25 protein-coding genes are annotated in these 26,691 nt (G+C 57.1%); 8 read left to right on the top strand and 17 right to left on the bottom strand.

Going from position 1 to position 26,691, the window contains the following annotated elements; genetic code table 11:
* Positions 1-27: 27 nt before the first annotated feature.
* From ACR0AK_RS08490 to ACR0AK_RS08475, 4 genes are read right to left on the bottom strand one after another with little or no spacing between them, the layout of a single operon-like run.
* Positions 28-609, bottom strand: a complete 582-nt coding sequence (locus ACR0AK_RS08490) for a retropepsin-like aspartic protease family protein (RefSeq protein WP_480792997.1) — start codon at positions 607-609, stop codon at positions 28-30.
* Between the two features lie 39 nt (positions 610-648).
* Entirely contained in the window at positions 649-1,272 is a 624-nt protein-coding gene (locus tag ACR0AK_RS08485; RefSeq protein WP_170557728.1) for a MarC family protein, read from the bottom strand.
* The gene (locus tag ACR0AK_RS08480) at positions 1,269-1,661 is read right to left on the bottom strand and encodes an ACT domain-containing protein (protein ID WP_480792996.1); all 393 of its coding nucleotides are present in this window, start codon (positions 1,659-1,661) and stop codon (positions 1,269-1,271) included. The genes ACR0AK_RS08485 and ACR0AK_RS08480 overlap by 4 nt, the downstream gene beginning before the upstream one ends.
* Positions 1,658-3,508, bottom strand: a complete 1,851-nt coding sequence (locus ACR0AK_RS08475; protein ID WP_480792995.1) for an ABC-F family ATP-binding cassette domain-containing protein — start codon at positions 3,506-3,508, stop codon at positions 1,658-1,660. Before ACR0AK_RS08475 ends, ACR0AK_RS08480 begins: the two co-directional genes overlap by 4 nt.
* Before the next feature lie 108 nt (positions 3,509-3,616).
* Between ACR0AK_RS08475 and ACR0AK_RS08470 the strand changes: the two genes are divergently transcribed.
* The gene (locus tag ACR0AK_RS08470) at positions 3,617-4,819 is read left to right on the top strand and encodes a multidrug effflux MFS transporter (protein ID WP_480792994.1); all 1,203 of its coding nucleotides are present in this window, start codon (positions 3,617-3,619) and stop codon (positions 4,817-4,819) included.
* Positions 4,820-4,934: 115 nt separating this feature from the next.
* Positions 4,935-5,357 (top strand): nucleoside-diphosphate kinase, encoded by a 423-nt coding sequence (gene ndk / locus ACR0AK_RS08465; protein ID WP_170557721.1) that lies wholly within the window; start codon positions 4,935-4,937, stop codon positions 5,355-5,357.
* A gap of 56 nt (positions 5,358-5,413) precedes the next feature.
* Here ndk and ACR0AK_RS08460 read toward each other — a convergent pair whose 3' ends face one another.
* On the bottom strand, positions 5,414-5,761 hold the full coding sequence (locus ACR0AK_RS08460; RefSeq protein ID WP_480792993.1) for a TfoX/Sxy family protein: 348 nt from the start codon (positions 5,759-5,761) through the stop codon (positions 5,414-5,416).
* A 162-nt stretch (positions 5,762-5,923) separates the two neighbouring features.
* Here ACR0AK_RS08460 and ACR0AK_RS08455 point away from each other — a divergent pair, with 162 nt between their 5' ends.
* Genes ACR0AK_RS08455 through ACR0AK_RS08445 form a run of 3 tightly spaced genes read left to right on the top strand, consistent with a single transcriptional unit; the run spans position 5,924 to position 8,661 of the window.
* A complete protein-coding gene (locus ACR0AK_RS08455) occupies positions 5,924-7,438 on the top strand; it encodes a CHAD domain-containing protein (RefSeq protein ID WP_480792992.1) in 1,515 nt (504 codons plus the stop codon).
* 3 nt (positions 7,439-7,441) lie between these two features.
* Complete coding sequence (locus ACR0AK_RS08450) at positions 7,442-8,197, top strand: ParA family protein (protein WP_480792991.1); 756 nt, start codon at positions 7,442-7,444, stop codon at positions 8,195-8,197.
* Positions 8,194-8,661, top strand: a complete 468-nt coding sequence (locus ACR0AK_RS08445) for a CYTH domain-containing protein (protein WP_480792990.1) — start codon at positions 8,194-8,196, stop codon at positions 8,659-8,661. The genes ACR0AK_RS08450 and ACR0AK_RS08445 overlap by 4 nt, the downstream gene beginning before the upstream one ends.
* On the opposite strand, the gene ACR0AK_RS08440 is transcribed toward ACR0AK_RS08445, so the two are convergent.
* From ACR0AK_RS08440 to ACR0AK_RS08400, 9 genes are all read right to left on the bottom strand, one after another.
* A complete protein-coding gene (locus ACR0AK_RS08440) occupies positions 8,658-10,028 on the bottom strand; it encodes a sensor histidine kinase (protein ID WP_480792989.1) in 1,371 nt (456 codons plus the stop codon). The two genes, ACR0AK_RS08445 and ACR0AK_RS08440, sit on opposite strands and share 4 nt — an antisense overlap.
* Complete coding sequence (locus ACR0AK_RS08435; protein WP_170557710.1) at positions 10,021-10,701, bottom strand: response regulator transcription factor; 681 nt, start codon at positions 10,699-10,701, stop codon at positions 10,021-10,023. The genes ACR0AK_RS08440 and ACR0AK_RS08435 overlap by 8 nt, the downstream gene beginning before the upstream one ends.
* Before the next feature lie 181 nt (positions 10,702-10,882).
* Positions 10,883-12,325, bottom strand: a complete 1,443-nt coding sequence (locus tag ACR0AK_RS08430; RefSeq protein ID WP_480792988.1) for a Do family serine endopeptidase — start codon at positions 12,323-12,325, stop codon at positions 10,883-10,885.
* Between the two features lie 756 nt (positions 12,326-13,081).
* Entirely contained in the window at positions 13,082-13,681 is a 600-nt protein-coding gene (locus ACR0AK_RS08425) for a nucleotidyltransferase family protein (RefSeq protein WP_480792987.1), read from the bottom strand.
* Positions 13,682-13,712: 31 nt separating this feature from the next.
* Positions 13,713-16,130, bottom strand: a complete 2,418-nt coding sequence (locus ACR0AK_RS08420) for a GcvT family protein (protein ID WP_480792986.1) — start codon at positions 16,128-16,130, stop codon at positions 13,713-13,715.
* Positions 16,131-16,331: 201 nt separating this feature from the next.
* The gene (locus tag ACR0AK_RS08415) at positions 16,332-17,642 is read right to left on the bottom strand and encodes an HlyC/CorC family transporter (protein WP_170557702.1); all 1,311 of its coding nucleotides are present in this window, start codon (positions 17,640-17,642) and stop codon (positions 16,332-16,334) included.
* A 63-nt stretch (positions 17,643-17,705) separates the two neighbouring features.
* Complete coding sequence (locus ACR0AK_RS08410; RefSeq protein WP_480792985.1) at positions 17,706-18,659, bottom strand: site-specific tyrosine recombinase XerD; 954 nt, start codon at positions 18,657-18,659, stop codon at positions 17,706-17,708.
* 2 nt (positions 18,660-18,661) lie between these two features.
* On the bottom strand, positions 18,662-20,185 hold the full coding sequence (locus ACR0AK_RS08405) for a hypothetical protein (protein WP_480792984.1): 1,524 nt from the start codon (positions 20,183-20,185) through the stop codon (positions 18,662-18,664).
* A complete protein-coding gene (locus ACR0AK_RS08400) occupies positions 20,175-20,324 on the bottom strand; it encodes a hypothetical protein (RefSeq protein WP_170557697.1) in 150 nt (49 codons plus the stop codon). Before ACR0AK_RS08400 ends, ACR0AK_RS08405 begins: the two co-directional genes overlap by 11 nt.
* Before the next feature lie 79 nt (positions 20,325-20,403).
* Between ACR0AK_RS08400 and ACR0AK_RS08395 the strand changes: the two genes are divergently transcribed.
* Both ACR0AK_RS08395 and aroB read left to right on the top strand, forming a co-directional pair.
* A complete protein-coding gene (locus ACR0AK_RS08395; protein WP_480792983.1) occupies positions 20,404-20,991 on the top strand; it encodes a shikimate kinase in 588 nt (195 codons plus the stop codon).
* Positions 20,992-22,104, top strand: coding sequence for a 3-dehydroquinate synthase (gene aroB / locus ACR0AK_RS08390; RefSeq protein ID WP_480792982.1), 1,113 nt, complete (start codon positions 20,992-20,994; stop codon positions 22,102-22,104).
* On the opposite strand, the gene ACR0AK_RS08385 is transcribed toward aroB, so the two are convergent.
* Positions 22,105-23,175, bottom strand: a complete 1,071-nt coding sequence (locus ACR0AK_RS08385; protein WP_480792981.1) for a site-2 protease family protein — start codon at positions 23,173-23,175, stop codon at positions 22,105-22,107.
* A 17-nt stretch (positions 23,176-23,192) separates the two neighbouring features.
* The gene (ssb, locus tag ACR0AK_RS08380) at positions 23,193-23,699 is read right to left on the bottom strand and encodes a single-stranded DNA-binding protein (RefSeq protein ID WP_480792980.1); all 507 of its coding nucleotides are present in this window, start codon (positions 23,697-23,699) and stop codon (positions 23,193-23,195) included.
* A gap of 207 nt (positions 23,700-23,906) precedes the next feature.
* Between ssb and ACR0AK_RS08375 the strand changes: the two genes are divergently transcribed.
* Positions 23,907-24,488 carry a lytic transglycosylase domain-containing protein gene (locus ACR0AK_RS08375; protein ID WP_170557686.1) on the top strand — a complete coding sequence of 194 codons (582 nt, stop codon included), beginning with the start codon at positions 23,907-23,909 and terminating at the stop codon, positions 24,486-24,488.
* Positions 24,489-24,549: 61 nt separating this feature from the next.
* Here the strand turns inward: ACR0AK_RS08375 and ACR0AK_RS08370 are convergent, their stop codons facing one another.
* A complete protein-coding gene (locus ACR0AK_RS08370) occupies positions 24,550-26,637 on the bottom strand; it encodes a dipeptide ABC transporter ATP-binding protein (protein ID WP_170557683.1) in 2,088 nt (695 codons plus the stop codon).
* Positions 26,638-26,691 lie beyond the last annotated feature (54 nt).

Genomic DNA, 26,691 nt, shown 5'->3' with positions numbered 1-26,691 from the left:
AATCGGGGAGTTGCAGAAAAAGATGCCTTAACGCGACAAAAGCAGGCGACCGTTGGCGAATTGGATGTTCGAAAACCGATGCAGGTAGTCCATACCCAGCAAGGATTTGTCCAACTCTCCCTCATTGACCCAAGCCGGGACGTTACCATCGGCGATTGGTCCCAATTCCATCGTCTCCAGGCGCACGGGCGCGGTCCGAACGACCCCATTGGCCGTGTTTGCCCGGCCGAAATAGTTCAACTGATCGGGGTCGATGCCAAGACGTTCAGCGTCACCTGAGCTTAGGACAATCTGGCTTGCGCCGGTGTCGACCAGAAAAGAGATCGGTTCTCCGTTAACCTGCACCGGCAGGTAATAATGGCCGTCGGCGGCACGCGGAACTTCGACCGTTTGGCCTGTGACAGTCATCTGCGGGGCTGGGCCAACGGTGGTGCGGATGTCTTCCCACAGGCCGACAACAGCAATGACACCGATAAAGATAAAAACCCATGCCATGGCCTGTTGCATGGTTTTATTCAGAGACTGCCGGTTCTGTGCGACAAACCACGCCACAACGGCCGTACCAAGCACAGCTAGATATACCAAACGTCCAATGCTGTCGCCGTCCATAGCGCTCCTCACAATATCTACTGAAAGGTATATGGGGATTTACGACGCAAAACCAAAGGCCTTGAGGCCGTCCAGGATGAATTGAACGGACAGCGCCGCTAGCAACATGCCCAGCAACCGGGTCAAAACGTTCAGACCGGTTTTACCCAACAGGCGGGCTATCAAGCCGCCGGATAGGAATAAGGTCAAAACAACTGCCATGACCGCCAGCATGACGATGCAGGCCTCGACAATGCCAAGAATACCGGGGTGCTGTCCGGCCAGCAGGATAATGGTCGCGATTGATCCCGGACCGGCAACCAGCGGAATGGCCAGCGGAAACACAGACGGGTCGTGGTGTTCCTCTTCTTCTTCAACCCGGTCTTCGCGGCGCTTGGTGCGGCGCTCAAACAGCATGTCGAGCGCGGTCAGGAACAGCAGCGCACCTCCGGCGACCTTGAAGGCCTCCATCGAGATTCCGACAAAGCCCAGCACCGCCTCGCCAAAGGCGGCAAATGCAATCAGGATCCCAGACGCCGTAGCGCAGGTGCGCAAAGCAACCTTGCGGCGCGCGCGGGCATCCATGCCCTGCGTCAACGCGACGAAGATCGGCGTCGTGCCGAACGGGTCAATCACCACGAACAGGGTGGTGAAAGCGGTGATGAAAAAGGCGATGTCGATCATTTGCCAGCACCTTGTTGTAGGTCTAACAGAACGGACACCGCTGTTTCCGCCAAATTGCTGGGAACATAAACATGATCATGGTGAAACCCTGCGACCATATTCGCCGGAATGTTGCTTTGGGCCAGAGCAGCTGACACAGCAGCAGTAAGACCGACGCCTTCCAGCGACGAGTGAACTTGCAAGGTGATGCACTTCATGCTGACTGCATCAACTGGCGCGGCTTCGATCGGCACGATGAGGGAGAGACCTTCGGCTTCCACACAGCTTGCGCGCGTTCCTTTGGGCCACTCGCGTCCCTGCGGCCAGACGACAAAGGCGAATTCGCCGTCCTGCAGTTGCGGCCTCATGCCCTGGATCATGGCATTGGTTTCGACCACGGGTATCGTCATGTCGTTTCAGCCTCTTCCAAACGTTCGGCGGCAGTGACCCACAGGGCCTCGGCCTTTTGCATGGCTTCAACGACTTCGGTAAATTTCCGATTCCACGTCTCAAGATCGTTGATCTTGTCGTCCTCGTAAAGCGCAGGATCCGCCAGTTTGGCTGATAGTTTGTCGTGCATATCCGTCAGCTTTTCGATCCGGTCTTCGCATTTTCGAAGGTCTGCCCGCAGGGCCAGCACCGCCTCGCGCGACGGTCGCTTGGGCTTGATCTCCTGCGATTTCACTTTGACCGGCTTGTCGCGGGCCAGAAGCATGGCCCGATAGGCTTCGAGGTCGCCGTCGAAGGGCTTCACAGTGCTGTTCGAGACCAGCCACAGCCGATCCGCAACCAGCGACAAAAGGTGCATATCGTGGCTGACCAGAACCACCGCGCCGGAATAGGCGGTCAACGCCTCGACCAGGGCCTCGCGACTTTCGATGTCCAGGTGGTTGGTCGGTTCGTCCAGGATCAGCATATGCGGCGCGTCGATGGTGGCTAGCAGCAGCGACAGCCGCGCTTTCTGCCCCCCCGACAAGCGCCCAACCCGTGTCTCGGCCTGATCCGAGTTCAATCCGAACCCCGCCAGACGCGACCGCCATTTGCCCGGCGCCTCATTCGGGCGCAGGCGGCGCAAGTGGTCCAGCGGTGTTTCGTCCACATACAGCTCATCCACTTGATGCTGTGCGAAATAGCCAATCCTCAGCTTGTTGCTGCGGGACATCTTGCCAGCCATCAAAGGCAGGCGGTCGGACAGCAACTTGGACAGGGTTGATTTGCCCTGACCGTTCTTGCCCAGCAACGCGATCCGGTCGTCCTGATCGATACGTAGATTCAGACGGCGCAGTACTTCTGTTTCGCCATAGCCGGTCACGCCACCTTCGATCTGGATGATCGGGGGAGATAGCTCCTCGGGCTCAGGGAAGGAGAATGCGCGTAGCGCGGCTTCTTGCGGGGTCGAAACCAGTTGGATGCGTTCGATCATTTTCAAGCGCGACTGTGCCTGAACGGCTTTAGAGGCTTTGTACCGGAACCGGTCCACGAAGCTTTGCAAGTGGGCGATGCGAGCCTTGGCCTTGGCGTTCTCAGATTCCGCTTGTGCCAGCCGCTCGGCGCGACGTTCGGCAAATTTGTCGTAGGGCACCGCGTAATAGGTCAGCTTGCGGTCTTCCAGATGTAGGATTGAACCTACCGCACGGTTCAGCAGCCCGCGGTCGTGGCTGATGATAATCACCGTGTGGGGATATTTCGCCAGATAGCTTTCCAGCCACAGCGCGCCTTCGAGGTCAAGGTAGTTGGTCGGTTCGTCGAGCAGCAGCAGGTCGGGCTGGGAAAACAGTACCGCCGCCAAGGCCACGCGCATCCGCCAGCCGCCCGAGAAGTCTGAGCAGGGGCGCAGTTGGTCTTCGTCGTCAAACCCCAGGCCTTTGAGGATCGAAGCCGCGCGCGCCTCGGCCGACCAGGCGTCGATGTCGGCCAGTCGGGTCTGGATTTCAGCGATGCGGGAGGGGTCGGTCGCGCTGTCGGCTTCGGCCATCAACGCGCTGCGCTCGGTATCGGCGGCCAGAACCGTGTTGATCAGCGAGACATCGGACGAGGGCACCTCTTGCGCGACCCCGCCAATGCGTGCGCGTTTAGGGACCGTGATATTGCCCGATTCCAAGGCCAATTCGCCCCGGATCAGCCGGAATAGGGTGGTTTTCCCCGTACCGTTTCGCCCCACGAGGCCAACCTTGTGCCCATCAGGAATGGTGGCACTGGCCCCATCGAACAGGGGACGGCCTTCAACCGCATATGTGATGTCTTCGATCCGTAGCATGACGCGCTCTTAGCAGAGCCGAGATGCCGCCGCCAGCGGCTTGGCATGTTCAATATCCAAGCAATGTGTTAGCGCTGGCCGGGTTGGCATTTTTCGACGGTTTTTATCATGCGCGCGGCACTGACGCCCCCCTCACTGATTACATTGATCTTCGCCACGGCATTATCGGTGCTGTCGCTGAACATGTTTCTGCCCTCGCTGGCACGGATGGCTGAGGGGTTTCAGGTCGATTACGGCCTGATTAATCTGTCTGTCGCCGGGTATCTGGCAGTATCCGCCATTTTGCAGCTGATCGTAGGACCATTGTCGGACAGGTTTGGCCGCAGGCCGATCATATTGATTTGTATGGGCATTTTCGCCGTTGCCTCGGTCGGTTGCGTACTGGCCGAGTCGATCTGGATGTTCCTTGGCTTCCGTTTGCTGCAAGCCGCAGTGGTGGCCGGGCCCGTGCTGTCCAGTGCCTCGATCCGGGATCTCTATGCCCCGAACGAGGCCGCCAGCAAATTGGGATATGTCGCAATGGCAATGGCATTGGCGCCGATGCTTGGCCCGATGCTGGGCGGTGCGTTGGATATGCTGTTTGGCTGGCGGGCCGGGTTCGTCCTGTACTCGGTGCTTGGGGCGGGAATGCTGGCGCTGTTATGGGCCGATATGGGTGAAACGAGTACGAACCGGTCCGCAACCTTTTCGGCTCAGCTAAAGGAATATCCCCACCTGTTGCGCGCGCGTCGGTTCTGGGGATACGCGCTGTGCGCGGCATTTTCGATCGGCGGTTTTTTCAGCTTCATCACCGGCGCGCCTCTTGTCGCAGCAGAGTGGTTCGATCTGAGCCCCGCCATGCTGGGGCTGGGGATCGGGATTATCACCGGCGGTTTCATGGTAGGCAACTTCATCACCGGGCGCATCGCGGCGCACACACAGCTGACGACGATGATCCTGATCGGGCGGGTTGTCGCCTCAACCGGGCCACTGTGCGGATTGCTACTGTTCACAGCGGGTCTGGGCTCGGTCTGGGTATTCTTTGGGTCCGCCATTTGCGTGGGTTTCGGCAACGGTTTGACCAATGCCAACGCGTCGGCGGGAGTCATGTCCGTGCGGCCCAAACTGGCGGGTAGCGCGGCTGGATTGTCCGGTGCGATGATCGTCGCCTTGGGAGCAATTCTGACCTTAATGACCGGCGCGTTTGTCAGCCCCGAAAATGGGCCGTATCTGGTGCTGGGCATGATGTTCGTCTGTGGTTTTGTCGGTCTGCTCGCCGTGCTTTATGTTCGCCGGGTCGACGCGTTGAAGCCATTGCCGGACACAATCTGATCGCCAAATCCCAAACGGTGCAATCATTCCACTTTTCATGAGGCTGATACCATGTTAGGCGGCGCGCGATGGATTTCGGCGCGGACCCCGCGCCATATAGTAAGGAGAGGCCGACATGGCACTGGAACGCACATTTTCGATCATCAAACCCGATGCAACCCGCCGCAACCTGACTGGCAAAATCAACGCCAAGTTTGAAGAAGCCGGCCTGCGCATCGTTGCGCAAAAGCGCATCCACATGACCAAAGCTCAGGCTGGCAAGTTCTATGACGTGCACGCCGAGCGTCCGTTCTATGACGAACTGTGCGAATTCATGTCGTCGGCACCGGTTGTTGTTCAGGTTCTGGAAGGCGAAGGCGCCATTGCCAAGAACCGCGAAGTCATGGGCGCAACCAACCCTGCAGACGCAGCCGCCGGCACCATCCGCGCCGAGTTCGCTGAATCAGTTGGCGAAAACTCGGTCCACGGTTCGGACGCGCCGGAAACGGCAGCTGTTGAGATCGCATACTTCTTCTCGGGTATCGAACTGGTCGGCTAAACCGCCACTAGACGAACTTTAAGGCCGTATCCCATCGGGGTGCGGCCTTTTTCGTTTCAGACCTGTTTTAGGTCTTTTGGCGCGATCCGTACGCCTATCGCATCCAGATCAGAAATCATCTGGCTTTCCGGGGCGATGCTGACACTGGATTTGATCGCGTCAAACGTTTTGCGCAAAGCCTTTTTTTCCTCGCCCTTGCAATCGTTCCAAGGGCGCCCCTGCAATCCCATCACCAAAACGTAGTATCCGATGAAATGCGGCCGGGTACCGGCCTGCAGCAGTCGTGCATAGGCTTCATCCGCCCCCAGTGCGCGCAATTCCTGCGCAGAGTGAATGCCTGCGCGTGCGCAGGATTGTTCAAAGGCCGGGCCGAGATTGCGGATTGATGAAACGGGATCGGACATTCCCTTGTATTAGCCAAATGGCCTGGCAGAGTCATTCGGTTGTTGGTGCAAAATCTAACGTTTGCGCCATAGCGGTTGATCAGCAGAGTTAGTCGTTGATTGGATTGAAGGAATATGAATTCATTATGACATACTGGATATTCCGTGAAAGGGACGCGCTTAATGGTTCGGGTCAAAAGCTGTTTTGTCATCCGGGGCGCGTTTGATGAGGCGAGGTTTGCACAGTCTCTGAAAGGACTGGCGTTGCGGTTTGAGGCCGCTGAACCTGCCAGACGTTTTGATATTCTGGATTGCCACGATCAAACCCTTCGGGCATCTGGCAGGGCTTTGATCCAGATCGATGGGTCCTTGATCTTGTTGTGCGGCAGAAAATCCCAGATCCAAGGATGCAGAGGAGAGGGAAAGTTCGTTCAGGACCTAACGGACGGTCCCGTCAAAGTTGCACTAGCTGGATTTCCCAAGTTGCGGGCGCTGATGAATGTCGGGTCAGGCAGGGTCGAACACCGCTCATTTGTGGTTCTGGGTGACCAGCAAAAAACGCAGGTGCGCGGCACGATGATGCTCTTGTCGTCGGATCAGGGGCAGGTATCGGTTGTAACGGTTCGGCACATGCGCGGATATGACCGGGCGTTCAAGTCATTTTGTCAAAAGCTGAAGAAAATGGACGCTGCTGCAAACAGCACGGAACCAGTGTTTGACGGACTGTTTCCCAAGGCGACCATTTACAAGGCGAAGCCACAGATCAGGATCGAAACCCATGAACCTTCGATCGAAGTCGCCACGGACATCATCCGCACTTATCTGGCGGTCGCGCGCCAGAATGAAGCCGGTGTGATCAATGATATCGACACCGAGTTTCTGCATGATTATCGCGTTTCATTGCGCCGTGTGCGATCGGTGATCAGCCTGTTCAAAGACGTGTTTTCGCTCGAACAAACCGCCGAACTAAAGCGTGAGTTTTCGGGTTTAATGGAACCAACTGGCCGAGTGCGAGATTTGGATGTTTATCTGTTGGAAAAAGATAGTTACTTCAATCTGATACCGGTCAACCTTCATGACGGCGTCAGGGCCATGTTTACGCAATTCGAAAACGAACGCGCCCAAGCACTTGGCCGCCTGTCCCGTCGCTTTTTGACGCAAGGCTATGACACGCAGATGCGAAAGCTGACCGAACTTTTCGCAGATCCGGCCAATCTGCGGCCTGGTCCAAATGCGGATCGGCCGGCCTATGATTTTGCATGTTCTCTGATTTGGAAACGCTACCGTAAAACCTGCAAACTGGCGCGGCGGATCACGCCGCACACGCCTGACGAAGTTGTGCATAATCTGCGGATCGACTGTAAGAAGCTGCGTTACCTTATGGAGTTCTTTGCACCGTTGTTCGACGCCAAGGCGTTCAAAACGATCATCAAGCCGTTAAAAAAGCTGCAGGATAATCTGGGTCTGTTCAACGATTTCTCGGTACAGCAATTAGCACTCCAAAACTTCGTTAAACAACACAGCAATACCCAAGGCCGCGCTGACGCGCAGTTGGCTTTGTCGGTTGGCGGTCTGATTGCGGTTCTGGATCAACGCCAAAGGGCGGAACGTGACCGCGTCATAGCAAATTTCAAACAATTCGACAGCCCGGATATCCGGCACCTGTTCCGAAAATTGTTTCACCACAAGGAGGGCTGAGGAATGAAAATCATTGCCTGTTACAGCAACAAGGGCGGTGTGGGCAAAACCGCGACCTCGGTCAATTTAGCCCATGCCTACGCGGTGGCGGGGCACAAAGTTCTGTTGTGCGATTTGGATCCGCAGGGCGCGTCTGGGTTTTATCTGCGCGTTAAGCCATCCAAAAAGCTGACAGATGCGCGGTTTTTTGATGATGTCGCGCGCTTTACCAAGTCCATTCGCGCCAGCGATTTCGAAGGGCTGGACGTGCTCCCGGCAAACATGACCTTCCGGGATTTCGACGTCTTCCTGTCGCGGATGCGGAACAAACGATCAAGGCTGAAAAAGGCGCTGATTGCCGCGGGCAGCGATTACGACGTGATCATACTGGATTGCCCACCCAACTTTTCGACCCTGTCGGAAAACGTCTTTAAAGCCGCGGATCAGATCGTGGTTCCGGTGATCCCGACGACGCTATCGAAACGAAGTTTCGATCAGTTGGTCAGGTTTTTTGATGCCAACAAGTTGTCGAAGAAGAAGTTGAACGCATTCTTTTCCATGGTGCAGCTACGCAAGACCCTGCACCATGAGACGATGGATGAAATGCGAAAGCTTCATTGCAAGCGGTTCCTGCAAAGCGCGATCCCGTTTGCGGCGGATATTGAACGGATGGGGCAGAACCGTGCGCCGGTCAATGAATACGCCCCACGCAGCGCTGCCAGCACGGCCTATCAAAAATTGTTTGACGAGATAGAAAACAGATCGGCTTCAAAGCAATGAGCACAGAAATTGAACGCAAATTTCTGGTGACGGAACTGCCAGACCTGAGCGACGCGGATCAGGCTGTCGTCCGCCAAGGCTATTTGACGGCTCCGGACGATTCCACCGAACTGCGTCTGCGGCAAAAGAATGACCGCCATTTCCTTACTCTTAAAGGGGCGGGTTCGCTGGTGCGCGTAGAACGCGAGGCCGAGATCACCGTCGAGCAGTTCGAGACCTTCTGGCCGGAAACCGAAGGGCGCCGGGTCGAGAAGGAACGCTATACCGGGACGCTGCCGGACGGTCGGGTGTTTGAGCTGGACATATTTCTGGGGGACCTTGCACCGTTGCGGCTGGTCGAGGTTGAGTTCGACACTGAAGCCGAGGCAAGGGCATATTTGCCGCCGGCTTGGTTCGGAGCGGATGTGACGGCGGATAAACGCTATAAAAACAAGATGATGGCGATCAATGGCTTGCCCAGCTAGGGCTTGCGGGCCAGTTTGATTATGGCCTCAAGGCCCGGATCGCAATTGCGCGCTTCGAATGCGCCGTCATGCATGTGGGAAATCGCTGCGACCAAAGCCAAACCCAACCCCGAGTTTCGCTCGGTCCTCGCAGGGTCGAGCGTGACAAAGGGCACCTGAAGACGTGGTAAGTCCTCTTCTGGGACACCCGGGCCCCGGTCACGTACGCTCAGGCAGGTGAAGGGGCCGCTTTCTGAGAGGGTGATCGTGATCGCTGTGTCTGCAGGGGCGTAACGCATGGCGTTTTCCAACAAGTTCGATAGAGCTTGCGACAGAAGAGGGCGATGTCCCTGAACAGTGTGAGCGGTGCCTACAACTTCTAAAGAAATTCCCTGATCGGTCGCAACAGGATCATAAAGTTCGACAACGTCGCCAATCAGTTGCTGCAAGTCCACAGGTTCGAACTGTTCCCGCCCAACACCGGCCTCGGCGCGCGAGATTTCGGTCAGCTGCCCAAGAACACGTAGCACATGGTCGATTTCCGCCGTCGCGCGGGTCACGTCGACCTCGCGGTCCAATTCGCTTTTGGCTGGGTCAGACAGCGACTCAACCCTTTGACGCAGGCGGGATAGGGGGGATCGCAGGTCATGGGCGATTGAGTTTGAGGTCGTCCGTAGATTGCTGATCAGCTCCTCAATTCGGTCCAACATGCTGTTCAGGGTTCCGGCCACCTGATCCAGCTCATCCCCGGTTCCGCGTAAAGGCATGCGGCGGGACAGGTCGCCCGACACAATGTTTTCTGCCGTGCCCGCAAATTCAGACAGGCGAGTGAAGACCAGCCGTGTGAAAAGCCAACCGGTTAAAAGGCTCAGTGCCAACGCGATTGCAAGTGCCAAGCCAACCGCGCGCAACAGCGCTCTGTCGAATTGTTGCCGCGCAAGGGCATCGCGTCCAACCAGCAGGCGTTCGCCGCCGGGCAAGCGCACCGAAGCAGCCGAGATCGGCACCAACTGGTCGTTATCGGCGCGGCGAAGATCGAGGTCGACCCAACCGCTGCCTGCCGTGACATCCGCGGGCCAGTGCTTGAGGTTACCGGCCAGCTTCACACCGAACCGGTCGGTCAAAAGATACAGGGCATCCCGCTCGGACGCGGTTGGAATCCTGCGCTCAATGGCTTGTAACAGGCCAAACAGGCCGCGTCGTTCGTATTCATCTGCCAGGCCTGTCAGTTCGGCGGACACCACTGAGCGGGTCTCACCCTCGATACTGCGATTGGCGGTGAAGTAGACCAGCCCCAGCACGATTGCGGTCAGCAAAGTGCTGAGAACCATGCTGGCCAGAACGAGGCGGGTACGAGAATTATTGAACGAAAGTCGCAGGTTATCCATCTGATATCATGTAACCTGCGCCTCGGACTGTTTCGATCAACGGCTTTTTGCCGCCCTCATCAAGCTGACGGCGCAGTTTGGAGATATGGACGTCGACGACGTTGGTATTCGGGTCGAAATGATAATCCCAGACGCCTTCCAGCAGCATGGTGCGCGAAACCACGCGATTCTTGCGACGCAAAAAGAACTCAAGGATCTGGAACTCACGTGGGGTCAGGGAAATCTCTTGTCCATCGCGTGTGACTTTGCGTGTCAGCAGGTCCATCTCAAGATCGCGGCAGGTCAGTGTCGCGGTTTCCTCGGATTCTTGCGGGCGCCGCAACAGGGCTTCGATCCGCGCGTGAAGCTCCTGAAACGAAAACGGCTTCACCAGATAATCATCCGCACCGGAACGCAGGCCTTTAACCCTTTCGTCAACCGCGCTCATCGCAGTCAGCATTAGGGTAGGGGTCTTAACCCCGGCCGCCCGCAAGGAACGGATCAACGACAATCCATCCAGCCCCGGCAGCATCCGGTCCAAAACGATGGCGTCAAACCCACCATCGGTGGCGTGGTAAAGGCCCTCGCGGCCATCTGCGGCCTGCTCGACCACATAGCCTTCTTCGCCAAAGCCCTTGGCGATGAATTCACGGGTGTCCTCGTCATCTTCGACGATCAGCAGGCGGCGGCTCATGTTTCGGGTTCCTTTCTATCGGGATTTAAACACAAATTTCCGGAAAAGCACATAATTTGCGTAAACTACGTGCCGGGTGCGTTGCAGCGCACCCGGCAGTCCCGGCGGAATGCGGACAATTCAATCCGCCAGGGAGGCGCACGCCAGAAATCCCCATCAAATGGCGTACGCTGACTTTGCGTCAGGCGATTTCCACCGCCACGAAGATCTGGTTTCCGCCCCGGTTGATCAGCACCAGTGCAGGGTCGGTCTTTTCGCTGTCCAGCGCGGCTTTTAGCGCGTCGGGTGATGCGGTTTCCTGGCTGCCCAGTTTCACGATCACGTCGCCGCGTTGCAGTCCGGCCTTGGCGGCGGGGCTATCGGGTTTCAGGTCAGTCACAACGACACCGTCGACATTTTCGCCGACGCCCATTTGTGCGCGGTTACTTTCGGTCAACGGCGCAACGGTCACACCCAGGGCAGTGCCCGAGATGCCTTCGTCCACGGATTTGTCGACCTCGGCTGAGGCGCTCTGGTGCTGGCCGATTGTCAGCTCAATCTGCTGCTCTTTGCCATCGCGCAGAACAGTCATGACACTGTCGGTGCCGACTTTGGTTGTTCCGACGAGGATCGGCAGATCGCTGCTGGAGCCGACGGCTTCATCATTGAAGGTCAGGATAACGTCACCCTGTTCCAGTACACCTTCCGCCGGGCTGCCTTCAACGACATCCGATACCAACGCGCCGGTTGAGGCGTCGATGCCCATGGCCGCTGCGATTTCCGGGCTGACATTCTGGATCGACACACCCAGCCAGCCGCGGCTGACCTGACCATCGTCACGCAGATCGGCGGCGATATGTTCAACGATGTTCGATGTCACGGCAAAGCCCAGACCAACCGACCCGCCGGTGGGCGAGTAGATGGCCGAGTTCACGCCAATCACTTCGCCTTCCATGTTGAACAGCGGACCGCCCGAATTGCCCTTGTTGATGGCAGCGTCGGTTTGAATAAATTCTGCGTATGGCCCGGCCGAGATATTGCGGCCTTTGGCGGAAACGATACCGGTGGTCACGGTCGAATGCAGGCCGAACGGGTTGCCGATGGCGACCACATCCTCGCCCACACGGATAACTTCGCTGTCGCCCATTTCTACGGCTTGCAAGGTTTCTCCGGCGTCGATCTTTAGGACGGCGATATCGGTCAGCGGGTCGGTGCCCACGATCTCGGCCTCAAAACTGCGGTCGTCGCTCAGGCGGACGGTCACGGTTGAGGCATTGTCGACCACATGGTGGTTGGTGATGATGTATCCCGCTTCGTCGAGTACGAAACCCGATCCCAGCCCCTGGGATGGTCCGCGTTGGGGTGCCTGAAAGCCTTCCGGCGCGCCGAAGCGTTTGAAAAATTCACCGAACGGGTGGTCTTCGAAATCAAAGTTCTGTCCCTGTCCCTGTGCTTGCACGGGCACAATGTCCTGTTCGGCGATGATGGTCACCACCGAAGGGGATACGTTTTCGACAAGGTCAGCCAAGGCTTCGTCGGCCAGCGAGGGCAGCGCAGTCGTTGCCAGCAACGCGGCGCTAAGCGCGGATGTACCTGCCCAACCAGTGGCGCGTGGCAAAAGCAGAGAGGATTTACGGATGCTCATTTTGGTCTCCTGTTTATATCGCGCGATTGCAGCCGCGCGTTAACCGAGGAGATGAGGCATCAGTCTGTGCGTTTCCTGTTCCTAGGATTAAGAAATCTTAATTTCGCCACAAACAGATCGTTCTATGTCGGCGAAACGCAGAGATGCGTGGCGAATCGATTGGCGCGAATCGGTTGATTGTTGCCAATTCGAAAGTCAAACCCTGAATTGACGTGAATTGATTCAGTTTTGGTAACAAAGGGTCGCTGTAGAGCTTCGGCAAATAACCGCTCACCTTTTGGTTGTGGTGTATTTTTGCGACCTGATCATATCAAATACATATGCTCCCAATAACCTTTATATATGCTCAATAAAGAATATACATAATGGCGGTATTGGTCCAAAGCGGTAATTCATAGATCTTCTATAGGTAGATTCGGTCTCGGCGGGTTGTTGCGCAAAAACCATTCCGAAACTCAGAAAATTAACCGGTCTTTCCAATTTTACGTTGTTTGGAAGCACTGTTTGGGTGACGATGAACTTGCCCAAGCGAAGGGGGAGCCGACGGCACTAGGGGGTGCCAACGGCTTGTCACAGTCACTGGAAGCGCTGAGCGGCATGTTAACGAGGGGGTCTTGTTTAGGTTCAGCGGCGGAATAGCCAGGGTGCCATAGGCATTTTTGGCAGCGTTTTCAGGATTGGTGAAAAGTGGTAGTCCTGTTTTGGGCAAGCGGCCTGGTCGGTATCGACCGGGCCGCTTCTATTTTAATAGTCTGGTTATTTAGACTTCTTGGCGCGCCAGCGCGCCCAATCCTCAGGTGTGTCCAAGTCCAAAAGCGCGTTTTCGCCGGGTAGCTGCTGGAGATGCACCGCATCCTTGCAGGCACGCACAACAGATTGCGCACCCTCATCGCCCGTTAAGTGGCTGAGTTCTTCGAATAGCGAACGATCGAACACGACCGGATGGCCGGGTTTTCCCGTGGCGGTTGCCCCACGCCAGATCAAACATTCGGGGTGCTTTTGGACAGAAGTTGTGACTTGTAACAGGTCACTCTCCGTGATTTCGGGCAGGTCGGCCAGTAAAACCATGACAGCATCGGCATTGGGGGGGACATGCGCCAAGGCGCCGCGCAAACTGGCATTCATCCCTTCGTCTGCGTCTGGAATGCCAACAGCCAAAACGTTCAATCCTTTCACCGCTTCATGGCGTGGATGCGGTGCAGGGGGTAACGCGACAATTACCGGGCCAGCCTGCATCGCAGTTTGAGCCGTTCGCCGCAACAGGGGGGCCCCGTCGACCATTTGCATTAACTTGTCCGTTCCTGCCATGCGGCGAGATTGTCCTGCGGCCAGAAGGATGATGGGGATGTTTTTCATGCCGTCACAGTGCCGCCTGAGCGATCCCTTGTCATCCCCGCATACGGTTACCTTCCGTATCGAATAGCGGGGTGGAAATAACATGGGCTTTGCGCATCTGGCCCAGTATCTCAATTTCGACCTCTAGCCCATCCCGCGCACGATCCGTGGGTAAAAAGCCCATGGCGATGGATTTCCAGGCATAGTGCGAATATCCGCCCGAGGTGCAGAACCCGACGACGACGCCATCGAGCCAAACAGCTTCATAGGCATTCACGTCGGCGTCGTCAGCATCCACCTCGAACGAGACCAGCTTGCGCGCGGTGCCCTCGGACCGCTCCAGCTCGGCCGCAGCGCGACCGATAAAGTCCGAGTTTTTGGAAAACGCGATAAAACGATCCAATCCGGTTTCGGCGGCCGTGTAATCAGGTGAGAACTCGCGCATCCACGACCCAAAGAACTTGTCCAGGCGCAGGCTCATCATTGCGCGCATGCCGAAGGGCACCATTCCGTGAGGTTGACCAGCTTGCCAAAGTGTCCACCACAGCTGCCGTTGAGCCATCGGACTGCAATAGATCTCATACCCCAGATCCCCGGTGTAGCTGACCCTTTGAACGATGCAGTCGGTCATGCCGATGGTCATGCGCCGAACGTCCAGGAATTTCAGGTCGGTGATGTTCGCTCGGGTGCAAGCTGCCAGAACCTCAGTCGCCTTGGGACCTGCGATCTGAAACCCGTTCAAATGATCGCTGACGTTTTCAATAGTTACGCCTTCGTCCTGATGCTGCAGGAACCACCGCATATGGAAGGCCTGACTGCCGTATGACGCAGTCACTTGGAATTCAGTCTCAGCCAAACAGGATACGGTGAAATCCCCGATCAACTTGCCTTTGGGGGACAGCATTGGTGTCAGCGATAGCCGTCCCGGCTTTGGTATGCGTCCAGCCATGATGCGGTCCAGCCAGTCGCGTGCACCCGAACCGGTAATGCGGTATTTCCCGAAATTGTGGACCTCGTTGATCCCGACACCGTTTCGCACGGCGCGCACTTCGCGCCCCGTTGCCGCGAACGCATCCGAGCGCCGGAACGAAGGCGTTTCATAGCCCGGCTCGCCCTCTTGCGCGAAGTAATTCGCAACTTCCAAGCCGTATTGCTGGCCCCAGACCGCGCCCATATCGCTGAAAATGTCGTACATCGGTGTCGTTCGATTTGGGCGCGCGGCTGGCAGTTCCTCGTTGGGGTAGGCGACGCTGAACCGCTTCTGATAGTTCTCAATCACTTTTGGGCGCGTATAGCCGGGGCTGATCCAGTCGCCAAAGCGGGCGACATCCATGGCAAAAACATCGCGTTCCGGTTCACCTTCGATCATCCATTGTGCCAGCGTTAGTCCAACGCCGCCGCCCTGGCTGAACCCTGCCATCACGCCGCAGGCTGACCAATAGTTTCGCATGCCGGGCACCGGCCCAACCAGAGGGTTCCCGTCCGGCGCAAAGGTAAACGGTCCGTGGATCACCGATTTGACGCCAGCCTCGGCCAAAACGGGGAAACGTTTATATGCGAATTCGATACTGTCGGTGATCTTGTCATAATCATCGGGAAGCAGTTCGTGGCCGAACTCCCACGGTGTGCCATCGACGGCCCAAGGTTTGCAGGGCTGTTCATAGAACCCAATACACAATCCACGCCCTTCCTGTCGCAAATAGCTCTCGCCGGCCGGGTCCATCACATGCGGATGCTCGCCGCCTGCGTCGATAATCGCCTCAATTTGCGGGATCGAGTCCGTAACAAGGTACTGGTGCTCCATCGGGTGCAGCGGGAAGTAGACACCTGCCATCGCGCCGACCTCGCGCGCCCAAAGACCGCCTGCGTTGACGACGTGTTCGGCGTGAACGGTGCCTTTATCAGTTACCACATCCCAGGTGCCGTCGCTGCGCTGGATGGTTTCGCGCACCATGCAGTGGGTTTCGATTGTCGCGCCGCCCATCCGAGCCGCTTTGGCGTAAGCGTGGGTGGTGCCGGATGGATCCAGATGCCCGTCCAGCGGGTCATAGAGCGCACCGATAATTCCGTCCGTATTGGTGATCGGAGCGATCTTTTTGATTTCGTCCGGGCCGACGATTTCGGTCTCCAGTCCCATGAAACGGTGCTTGGCGCGTTCCGCCAGCAGCATATCGAACCGATCCTGATTGTCCGCCAATGTTACTCCGCCCACATGGTGTAGGCCGCATGACATACCGGTGATCTCTTCCAGTTCTTTGTACAGCCGGATCGTGTACCCCTGCAGCGCCGCCATGTTGGTGTCGCCATTCAAAGTGTGAAACCCGCCCGCCGCATGCCAAGTCGATCCGCTGGTCAGTTCAGAGCGTTCCAGCAACATCACATCCGACCAACCCAACTTGGTCAGGTGATAGAGAACGGAACATCCAACGACTCCGCCGCCGATAACTGCAACTTGGGTTGTGAGTTTCATGTACGACTCCTGATGGCTATGCCGTCAGTCTCAATAGGAAGATCACCATTGCAATAGCGGCAGCGACAGAAAGTGTCGCGGATCGCGATCCAAGAGGCGCGGCTGCCGGTGATTCAAAGCCGTAGAATTTTTGTGTTCACCCAAATGAAAACCGGCGCTTTGACCTGAACGCCGGTGATTTGTAGCAGTGTTTGGCTGGCTTCAGAGCGGGCGAACTTTCAGTTCTGTAATCCGGTTGCCCTGACGCTGTGTCACTTCAAACCGGAAGCCGTGGAAGGAAAAGACCTGACCGACAGTCGGGATCATTTGCGCCTCGTGAATGACCAGGCCAGCAACAGTGTTGGCTTCTTCGTCAGGCAGGGACCAGTCCATTGCGCGGTTGGCGTCTCGGATCGTGGTGGCCCCTTCGACCAGAAACTGCCCATCGTCGGTGCGTGTCACAGAAACGTCTTCGTCGATGTCGAACTCGTCCGCGATCTCGCCCACGATTTCTTCCAGAATATCCTCAAGCGTGATCAGGCCGCGCAGCGATCCATATTCATCCACGACCAAGGCAAAATGGCTGTGCATTCGCAGGAATTCGCGCATCTGGTCGTCCAGAGTGGTCGTCTCGGGCACGAAATAAGGGTCGTTGGCGACCTTAAGGATGTCGAACTCTTTCAGGCGGTTGTCGGCGCTCTCACTGCCGCCGGCATGGGCGTACATCGCGCGAAATAGGTCTTTGGCATGGACGACACCAACGATGTTTTCCTGTTCGTCGCGAAACACCGGCAGCCGGGTGTGGCTGCTTTTCAGACATTGCTGAAGGATAGATTCAGGTGAGGCGTCCGCGTCGATCATTTCGATATTCGAGCGGTGCAACATAATCTCTTCCACCGTGCGGTCGCCCAGGTCCAGCGCGCCAAGGATACGGTCACGGTCTTCCTTTTCCACAACGCCTTCGGAATGACCAAGCTGCAACGCACCGGCAATTTCCTCACGCACGGCGAGAATATTGCTGTCCGGGTCGATCTGGACACCAAACAGACGCAGAACACCACGCACCAGCAAACGCACGGCCGCGACAACCGGCGAAAACACCGTCACGACGACGCTGATGATCGGTGCCACGGCCGCCGCCGCCTTTTCAGAATTGGTAATCGCGTAGGTCTTTGGCAGAACCTCGGCAAAGATCAGGACCAGAAGGGTCATCACCAGCGTTGCCAGCGCAACGCCGCTTTCGCCAAAAAGCCGTGTGAAAAGGGCAGTCGCAAGCGATGCCGCAAGGATGTTGACAAGGTTGTTGCCCAACAGGACCGAACCGATCAGCCGTTCGTTGTCGTCGGTGATGTCCAGGGCCTTTTGCGCGCCGCGCGACCCTTTGTCGGCCTGTGCACGCAGTTTTCCGCGCGACGAGGCGGTCAATGCCGTTTCAGAACCCGAGAAAAAGCCCGACAGGACAAGCAAAAGTAGAATGGCGCCTGTTGTAAACCAGAATGCGCCGTCGATCAGAGAAGCAGAAGAGGGTTCCATCGGTCCTTGGTTGTTCGTGATACTGCATCCGTTATGGGGGTGCGCATGCAGCGGATCAAGGGGTTAGCCTGCATCGTCGCTGTCTTTGGCCAGCGGGTGATGCTGCAACACAAGCTCTGAAAGGCGTTCGTCCAGGACATGCGTGTAAATTTCCGTGGTTGCAACATCGGCATGGCCCAAAAGGGTCTGAATTGACCTTAGATCTGCGCCATTGGCCAGCAGATGAGTGGCAAAAGCATGACGCAGGGTGTGTGGTGTTACTTTCTCAGGGGAAACGCCGCCTTCAACCGCCAATTCCTTGACCAGCAGGAAAAACCTGTGTCGGGTCAGGTGACCGGATTTACCGCGAGAGGGAAACAGGAACTTTGAGCGCTGCGCACCGTCTGCAACCTTCTTGTCTTCGGCCTCGTCCCTGGTAACCAACCAAGCCGCCAACGCGTCGCGTGCCGGAGGCGACAGTGGCACCATTCGTTCCTTACCACCTTTGCCAAGCACCAGCAGCATTCGCGGGTCGCCGCGCGCCGACGAGACCGGCAGCGAAACCAGTTCTGTCACCCGCATGCCGGTGGCATACAACACCTCCATCAGGCAAGTGTTGCGGATGCGGTCTGAATCTTTGCGACCAATGCGGCGCGCGGCCTCGAGCAAGCGGTCGACTTCGGCCACGTCCAGCGTTTTGGGCAGACGTTTTTGGCGGCCGGGACCTTTGATCTGAATAGCGGGGTTGGTTTCGATCCATCCTTCTTCGAAAGCAAAGCGGAACAACTGCTTAATAGCTGATAAGCGACGTGCGCGCGTAGATCGGGACAACCCTTGCGCGTCGCAGTCTATCAAGTATTGCTCGATCTGTTCCCGCTGTGTGTCGGAAAAACCGTTTTTGCGACGCTCCAGCCAGGACGAAAACTCTTTCAGATCACGACCGTAGGCCAGCAGTGTGTTGGTCGCAGCCCCCAATTCTGCGGCCTGAGCTTGCAAGAATGTGGAAATCCATAACTCCTGAGTGGCGGGCGCGGTCATGATCAGCCGTCCTGAAGGATCAGCAAGTTCAGCGCCGCACGGCGGGCGGTGTCCTCAAGACCAACACGGCGCAGCGTCGCAATGGCTGCGGTCAGGTCGACAAGGTTGCCACGCGACCCATGCGCGAACCGCTCCATGGATTCCAAAATTGCCTCACCCAACTGATCGTTGTTCAGCATTGTTTCGATATTCGACGGGATCGGAGCCGCCCATGCAAATCCCTGTGCGACCGCATCTGCCAACGGCGAAGGCGAGCGTGCGCGCCCCGGATCGCCTTGTGCCAACGCAGCCAGAAAGTGATTTTCGTCGGATTGACCAGGAACAGAAAGGGCTGCCGTTTCATACAGTTCGGACAACAACAGAATGCGCCAGCGTAACTGTTCTGCAGATTGATCCGTCAGCTCGATCTGCGACAGGCGTCCTGCGAACAATTCGGCAAAGGGAACTTCTAACCCGATCAGTCGCATTTGGTTCCAAACAACCGTCAAGGCGTGGGCGATTTTGTCAGGATCACGGGAATCCAGTGCGGCCTCGAACCGTTGAACGGCTGAAACCCTGTCCCACACCGCACCGGAAGCAGCCGGAGAGCGTTCCGTATAAAGGCCCAACAACTGGTTGGGGGTTAGTGCGCCGATACGGGTTAACCGTTCTGCGGCCTCGATCTGTGCCTTCCACCCGGCCACATCTCGCAGATCGGCGTTCGCAAAGGCGCGGGGCAGAGGGGCAGACGGCAAGCGCTCTCCGATCGCTTCAAACAGGCGAAAGGTCAGCGGCGTTGGATCATCAGGTTGCGGCAGATATTCGGCATCTTCGAACAGTTCGGGGCTGAGGAAACGGTCCAGTACATCCAGCTCATCTGGTGGCAATATCTGCAATGCATGCGCCGCTTCCAGCGTAAGAGCGGCTGATGGCCAGTCTCCGCGTCGGGCCTTGCAGAAAATCTGTGCGGCGTAGTCCTGCGACAGGTGAGGCTTTGCGATCAACGAGGTGCAACTGCGATCCTCATCCCCGGTCAGCAGGGTTGCGTCAAACCAGCGCTGAAACCTTTCTCGTGTATCAGTCGGGCCAGCCAGCTGGACCAGAGATTGCGCAGGGTCGGCCGCGCCAAGCTGCATCAACCGGTCGATGCGGGCGAGCAGCAGGGTTTCTTCAGCGCCCGAACCGGCTGGTGCGCGAGCCTCGGACAGGATCAGAGTAAACAGTAATCGCTGCATCGCGGGGTTATACCGAACGGGCACATCGTCAATCAGTTCGGCCAACCGATCGGCATCGCTGTTCTGCCACAGGTGCACCGGCAGGCCCGTCACAGAAGACGAAACAAGACCCAGCGGCTGCGATAAGGCTTCAAGCGGAGTGACCTCGATATCCGGTTGAACGCCCGTTTCCGTGATCGGCGGTTCCAGCAGGACCGTTCCGGGCAGGTTTTCAGGCGGGTCCGTCAGCCAGTCGATGACTGAAAGAGGGGCCTGTTGTGCCTGCGCTGAACCAGCCAGCAACAATGCAGCCAGTGCGGCTTTATTCAACATTCAGGATAACCGGCTCTCGTATCTCGTCCTGCGGGGCCGAGAAATCCACCCCAAATATCGGACCCAGATAGGCATATCCCACCAGCCCGACAAAACACAGGCAAACAATATATATCAAGAACTTGATCAGACGGCCCATTGCTCAACGCTGCCCCAATTTTGTCTTTTGTCATAGTTATAGCTGGCATTTTTCTTAAGATCACGTCATTCACGTTGAAATGAGCGAAATTAAGCATAACACCCACTCTGAAGGAACGGATGCGGTCTTTGAACTGCGCAAAACCGTCGTTCTCGTTGGCATGATGGGGGCAGGAAAGACGGCTGTGGGCCGTGCATTGGCCGCAAGGTTGGGCGTTCCTTTCCTCGACAGCGACGCCGAGATCGAATCGGCGGCCAATATGACCATCCCCGAGATATTTGAGCGTGATGGTGAACCATTCTTTCGCGCCAAGGAAAGTCAGGTCATCGGGCGTCTGCTGGACGAGGAAAAAGGCATTCTGTCTACCGGCGGCGGCGCTTTTCTTTCCGATCAGAACCGCCAGATGATCACTGAGCGCGGGGTCTCGGTTTGGCTGCGGGCTGACTTGAAGGTGTTGTGGAACAGGGTGAAACATAAGGACACACGGCCTTTGCTGCGCACGGCTGACCCTTATGCGACCTTGCGCGACTTGTACGAAGCCCGCGTTCCGGTTTATGCGCAGGCAGGTCTGACGGTTGAGTCCGATGGCGAGATCTCGATCGAAAATATGGTGAGCCGGGTTGTGGATGCCTTGTTGACACGCCCCGATGTTTTGGAACGGAAGTAAATGCACCAAACCGTACATGTAGAGCTGGGCGAGCGGTCCTATGACGTAGAAATCGGACCCGACCTGCTGACACGGTCCGGCGAGTTGATTGCGCCTCTGCTACGCCGCCCCAAAGTCGCTGTTCTGACAGACCAGAACGTGGCCAAGTTGCACCTGAATGCTTTGCAAGATGGACTGGCCGCGGCTGGGATCGAGATGACGTCGCTGGCCTTGCCCGCAGGTGAAGCGACCAAAAGCTGGCCGCATTTCGAACGCGCGGTCGAGTGGCTTTTGGCAGAAAAAGTTGAACGCAACGACGTGGTTATCGCCTTGGGCGGCGGGGTCATTGGCGACTTGGCGGGATTTGCGGCCGCCGTTTTGCGACGCGGTGTTCGCTTTGTTCAGATACCGACTTCATTACTTGCGCAGGTCGACAGCTCCGTGGGCGGCAAAACCGGGATTAACGCGCCTCAGGGCAAGAACCTGATCGGAGCATTCCATCAGCCGTCTCTGGTACTGGCGGATACTTCGGTTCTTGGCACGATGACCCAACGGGATTTCTTGTCTGGCTATGGCGAGGTGGTGAAATACGGCCTGCTGGGCGATGCCGAGTTCTTTGAATGGCTTGAGGCTAACGGCCCCGACGTCTCGGGCGGAGAAATGGCCGCGCGGGTGCGCGCCGTGACCCGTTCCGTTCAGATGAAGGCTGATATCGTGGCCCGCGATGAGACCGAGCAAGGCGACAGGGCTTTGCTGAACCTCGGGCACACCTTCTGTCATGCGCTCGAAGCGGCTACCGGATATTCGGATCGTCTGCTGCACGGGGAAGGCGTAGCCATCGGCTGCGCGCTGGCGTTTGAGCTATCCTCACGTCTGGGGCTGTGTTCGCAAGAGGATCCAAGCCGTGTACGGGCACATTTGCGCGCGATGGGAATGAAAACCGATCTGGCCGATATTCCCGGAGATCTGCCGGGTGCTGAAGCGCTGGTTGATCTGATGGCGCAGGATAAAAAGGTCATCGACGGGCAGTTGCGGTTTATTCTTGCCCGCGGGATCGGCCAGGCTTTCGTCACTTCGGATGTCCCGCGCGACGCTGTGCTGACAGTGCTGGAAGACGCTTTGGCGACAGTCTGATCAGCGCCCGCGAATTACCATCAGCTCACCAATGTTTTCACGGGTGATATAGCCCACCATTGCTCCGGCCTCCGTGCAAACTGCGACAGCAGGGGCACCTTTGTGCAGCTTTCCCAGCACCGTTTCCAACCCGGTGGTCAATTCAACGCGCGGAATCTCGGTTTCCATGATCGAGGTCGCAAGATCGGACCGTGGGGCTTCCTGCGCAATGGCAGCAAACAAAGTGCCGCGCGCCACAAAACCCAGCAAGGCTCCATCAGGGCCCAGCACTGGAAACTCGTGCTGGGTGGTGTGAATGACGGCCTGTGCGGCGGTTGCAAGCGTGTCCGCAGGCGATAGGGCATGGAATTCGGTGATCATCGCATCCCGGGCAAGTACGCGCCGCGCGACCGAGCGCATAGCCACATCGTGACTTTCCGCATTGGCCGCAACAAAAACGAAGACAGCGATCAAAACCAGTAACGGGTTACCGGTACTCAGCCCGAGAAAGCCAAACGCCACGGCCACAATTTGACCCGCCACTGCCGCAACACGCGTCGCCGTCACTCGGTTCATCTTTAGACACAAAAGTGCTCGGAAAACCCGGCCGCCATCCATGGGGAAGGCCGGGATCATGTTAAAAACTGCCAACAGCAGATTCACATAGGCCAGCCTGTTCAACAGCCCTGCATTGGTCGATTCTATTCGGGCCAAGGATTCCAGCGACATTCCGGCCCCCATAGCCACCAGAACGATCCAGATCACAATGTTTACCGCCGGCCCGGCCAGAGCGACCCAAACCTCCTCCATGGGCTTCTCGGGCATCCGTTCAAGCCGCGCAAGCCCTCCGATAGGCAGAAGTGTGATGTCAGGGGTTTTAATGCCGTAGCGCCGCGCCATCAGCGCGTGGCCGAACTCATGCGCAACAACGCAGGCAAACAAGGCCAGAACAAAGATAAGGTTGTCTATCGCTGCGGGCAGCCCGCCTTTGGAATAGGCCGCGAAGGCCACCCAACCTAATAACAGAAAAAAGGTGACATGGACCCTCAATTCCGACCCCAATACCCGGCCGAGTGAGAAGGACCATGTCATATTCGTCTCCGTTTGCCTTAGAACGGAATCTCGTCGTCGTCGATTCCGCCGGATGCAGGGGCTGGGGCACTAGATTGTCCGCCGTATGGCTCGCCGTAGCCACCGCCTGCCTGACCGCCGCCATAGCCGCCTGACTGACCGCCACCATAACCGCCTCCGCCGCCGCCTTCGCCGCGTGCGTCAAGCATCACAAGGGTCGAGCCAAACCCCTGAAGAACAACTTCAGTCGAATAGCGATCTTGACCAGATTGGTCTTGCCATTTGCGGGTCTGCAATTGCCCTTCGAGATAGACCTTCGAGCCTTTGCGCAGATATTGCTCCGCTACGCGGACAAGCCCTTCGTTGAATATCGCGACTGAGTGCCACTCGGTGCGCTCGCGGCGTTCACCGGTGTTGCGGTCTTTCCAGGTCTCGGATGTGGCGATGCGCAGGTTGCATACTTTGCCGCCGTTCTGGAAATTCCTTACCTCCGGATCGCGGCCAAGATTTCCGATCAGAATGACCTTATTGACTGAACCTGCCATATACTTCCCCGTTCTTGTCTGTGTCGCTTACGCCCGAATCTGGCGCATTGTTTCTATGCGACCCTATACGGCCTACGTCATGGTTAAAACACAGTTGATGTGTGCAACGGTCGGCAAGAAATTCCGCGGGTTCTATTTACCAAGCTTTCATTCTTGCCTGAAATATCTATAATTGGTTGGGTTCGAGAGCGAGCGGGATTGGCATAAATGCGTTTTCTAGTTGGTTGTTTTTCTGTTCTGTGCCTTGCGCTGGTTTCGGTTCCAGCTACGGCTGACACCCTGTCCACCAAAAGCCGTAAGGACATTTTCCTTAAACAATCCAAGATTCTGGATTCGCGCGCTGCCACCCAATACCGCGGTTCTGAGCGGCTGAAGCCCAAGACTGCGCAGCCAACACAGGTCATCAAGCGGTATAACGGAAAGTATCGCGGCCAATACCTGGCTCTGGCGCGGCAAGCTGCCCGAAAACACAGTGTCCCGGAAGAACTGTTCCTGCGGTTGGTTCAGCAGGAAAGCGGCTGGAATCCCCACGCGGTATCGCACAAGGGTGCTTTGGGACTGGCGCAGCTGATGCCCGGAACTGCCCGACTACTGGGTGTGAACCCACATGATCCCAAACAGAATCTTGAAGGTGGAGCCCGGTATCTGTCGTGGCAGTACCGCAAGTTCAAGTCCTGGCGTCTGGCGTTGGCTGCCTACAACGCGGGCCCGAAAGCCGTAGAAAAGCACGGTGGCGTGCCGCCGTACAAAGAGACACAGAACTATGTGAAAGTGATCTGGGGCGGCTGATCAAAGCCAAGCCTTGTCAAAAAAGAACCGGCGCATTGGCCGGTTCTTTTCGTTTGGGCTGTTACTCCGCCGCGATTTTGATGACCGGCTCCATGCGGGCCAGTACTTCGTCGGACAGATGGCATTTGACCTGATGTCCGTCCGCTAGCGTTTTCACCGGTGGCACATCTTTTTCACACAATCCGCCCGCCACTTCGGATTTCCAGCGGCAGCGCGTCTGGAACGGGCATCCCGGAGGCGGATTCATGGCCGAAGGGATGTCGCCTTCCAAAACGATATGCTCTTTTTCAACCGATGTATCCGCAATCGGCACGGCGCTCAGCAGTGCTTCGGTATAGGGGTGATAGGGTGGTGAGAATACTTGATCGGTAGTCCCCAGCTCGACCACATGGCCCAGATACATCACCATCACCCGGTCGCTGAGATAGCGCACAATCGATAGGTCGTGACTGATGAACAGCAGGGTGGTCTTGTGCTCTCGCTGGATCTCCATAAGCAAGTCGGTCACTGCCGCCTGAACGGACACATCCAACGCTGACACAGGTTCATCCGCAACGACGATCCGCGCGTCCCCTGCAAACGCACGTGCGATACCGACGCGCTGTTTCTGGCCGCCGGACAGCTGGCGTGGCATTCGTTCGGCAAAGGCACGAGGCAGCTTCACCAGATCCAACAATTCCAGCATGCGCTGTTTACGCTCGGCCTCGGAATTTCCCACGCCAAAGATTTCCAACGCACGAATGATCTGCCGTCCAACGGTCATCGAGGGGTTCAGTGTGTCAAACGGGTTCTGGAACACCATCTGAACTTCACCCACTGTCTTTGCGTCACGCTCTTCGATGGGCACGTCTTCGATATTACGGTTGTCCAGCAGGATCTGCCCGTCTGTTGCCGTCTCAAGACCCATCAAAACCTTGGCAAAGGTGGATTTACCGCATCCGGATTCACCCACGATGGCCAGCGTTTCAGACTCATGCGCCTCGAAGCTAAGCGTTTCGTTGGCCTTCACGACTTTCTTCTCGCCGCCTCCGAACAAGGCGTTTGCGGCTACCTCATAGTATTTCTTGAGGTTGTCCATTTTCAGGACGGTGCGCCCGATTTCACCTTTTTCTTTCTGTTCGCCTACAGTGATTGGTGCGTTCCAGTCGATTTCGCTGAACTTCAGACAGCGCGTGTGGTGCCGGTCATTACCAGGCACAGGTGCCATGATAATGTTCTGGGCGTCGCAGCGGCCTTCTTCGAAATAGTCGCAGCGCGGGCCAAAGTTACATCCCGGCGGGCGTTCGTGGGGCAAGGGGAAGTTCCCCGGAATAGCCACCAGCGGGCGCGCGTTCTTGTCCGCACCCGGCAGCGGGATAGAGCGGAACAGTGCCTGCGTGTAGGGGTGTTGCATTTCGTCGAACACATCGTGGATCGAGCCGCGCTCAACCGCCTCGCCTGAATACATCACGCAAAGCCGGTCGCAGGTTTCCAGAACCAAACCAAGATTGTGGCTGATGAACAGCATTGAGGTGCCGTACTTCTTGCCCAGATCTTTGACCAGTTCTACCACCGCGGCTTCGACCGTCACATCCAGGGCGGTAGTTGGCTCATCCAGGATCAACAGTGCCGGTTTGGACATTAGCGCCATCGCGATTACGATCCGCTGTTGCTGACCACCTGACAATTGGTGCGGGAATGAATTCAGCATCCGCTCTGGATCGGGCAGGCGCACATCCGTGACCACCTCCAAGGCGCGGGCATAGGCCTCCTCTGCGCCAACACCCTCATGGATCATCGGCACTTCCATCAGCTGTTTGCCGATTTTCATCGCCGGATTCAGCGAGGCCATCGGTTCCTGATAGATCATCGCGATCTCATTGCCACGAATATCGCGCAGTTCCTCTTTCGTCATTTCCGACAGGTCGCGGCCCTTGAACTTGATCGTACCGCCAACGACACGCCCGTTCTTACCCAGATCCTGCATGACCCCAAGCGCAACAGTAGACTTGCCGCAACCGGATTCTCCGACTAACCCCACGGCCTCGCCGGGCTGCACACTTACGGAAAAGTCCATAACCGCCGGTATTTCCCGAAGGCGGGTGAAGAAAGAAATCGACAGTTTGTCGATCTCAAGGATCGGGCCGTCATATTCCGCCAATTTGTTCATCTTGTATCTCCTCGCGAGAGTCCGGGGATCCCCTTCATCTGGCTAAAAATATCC

The organism is Ruegeria sp. BI12 (assembly GCF_056537985.1).
This window is presented reverse-complemented; position numbering and strand designations above follow the sequence as displayed.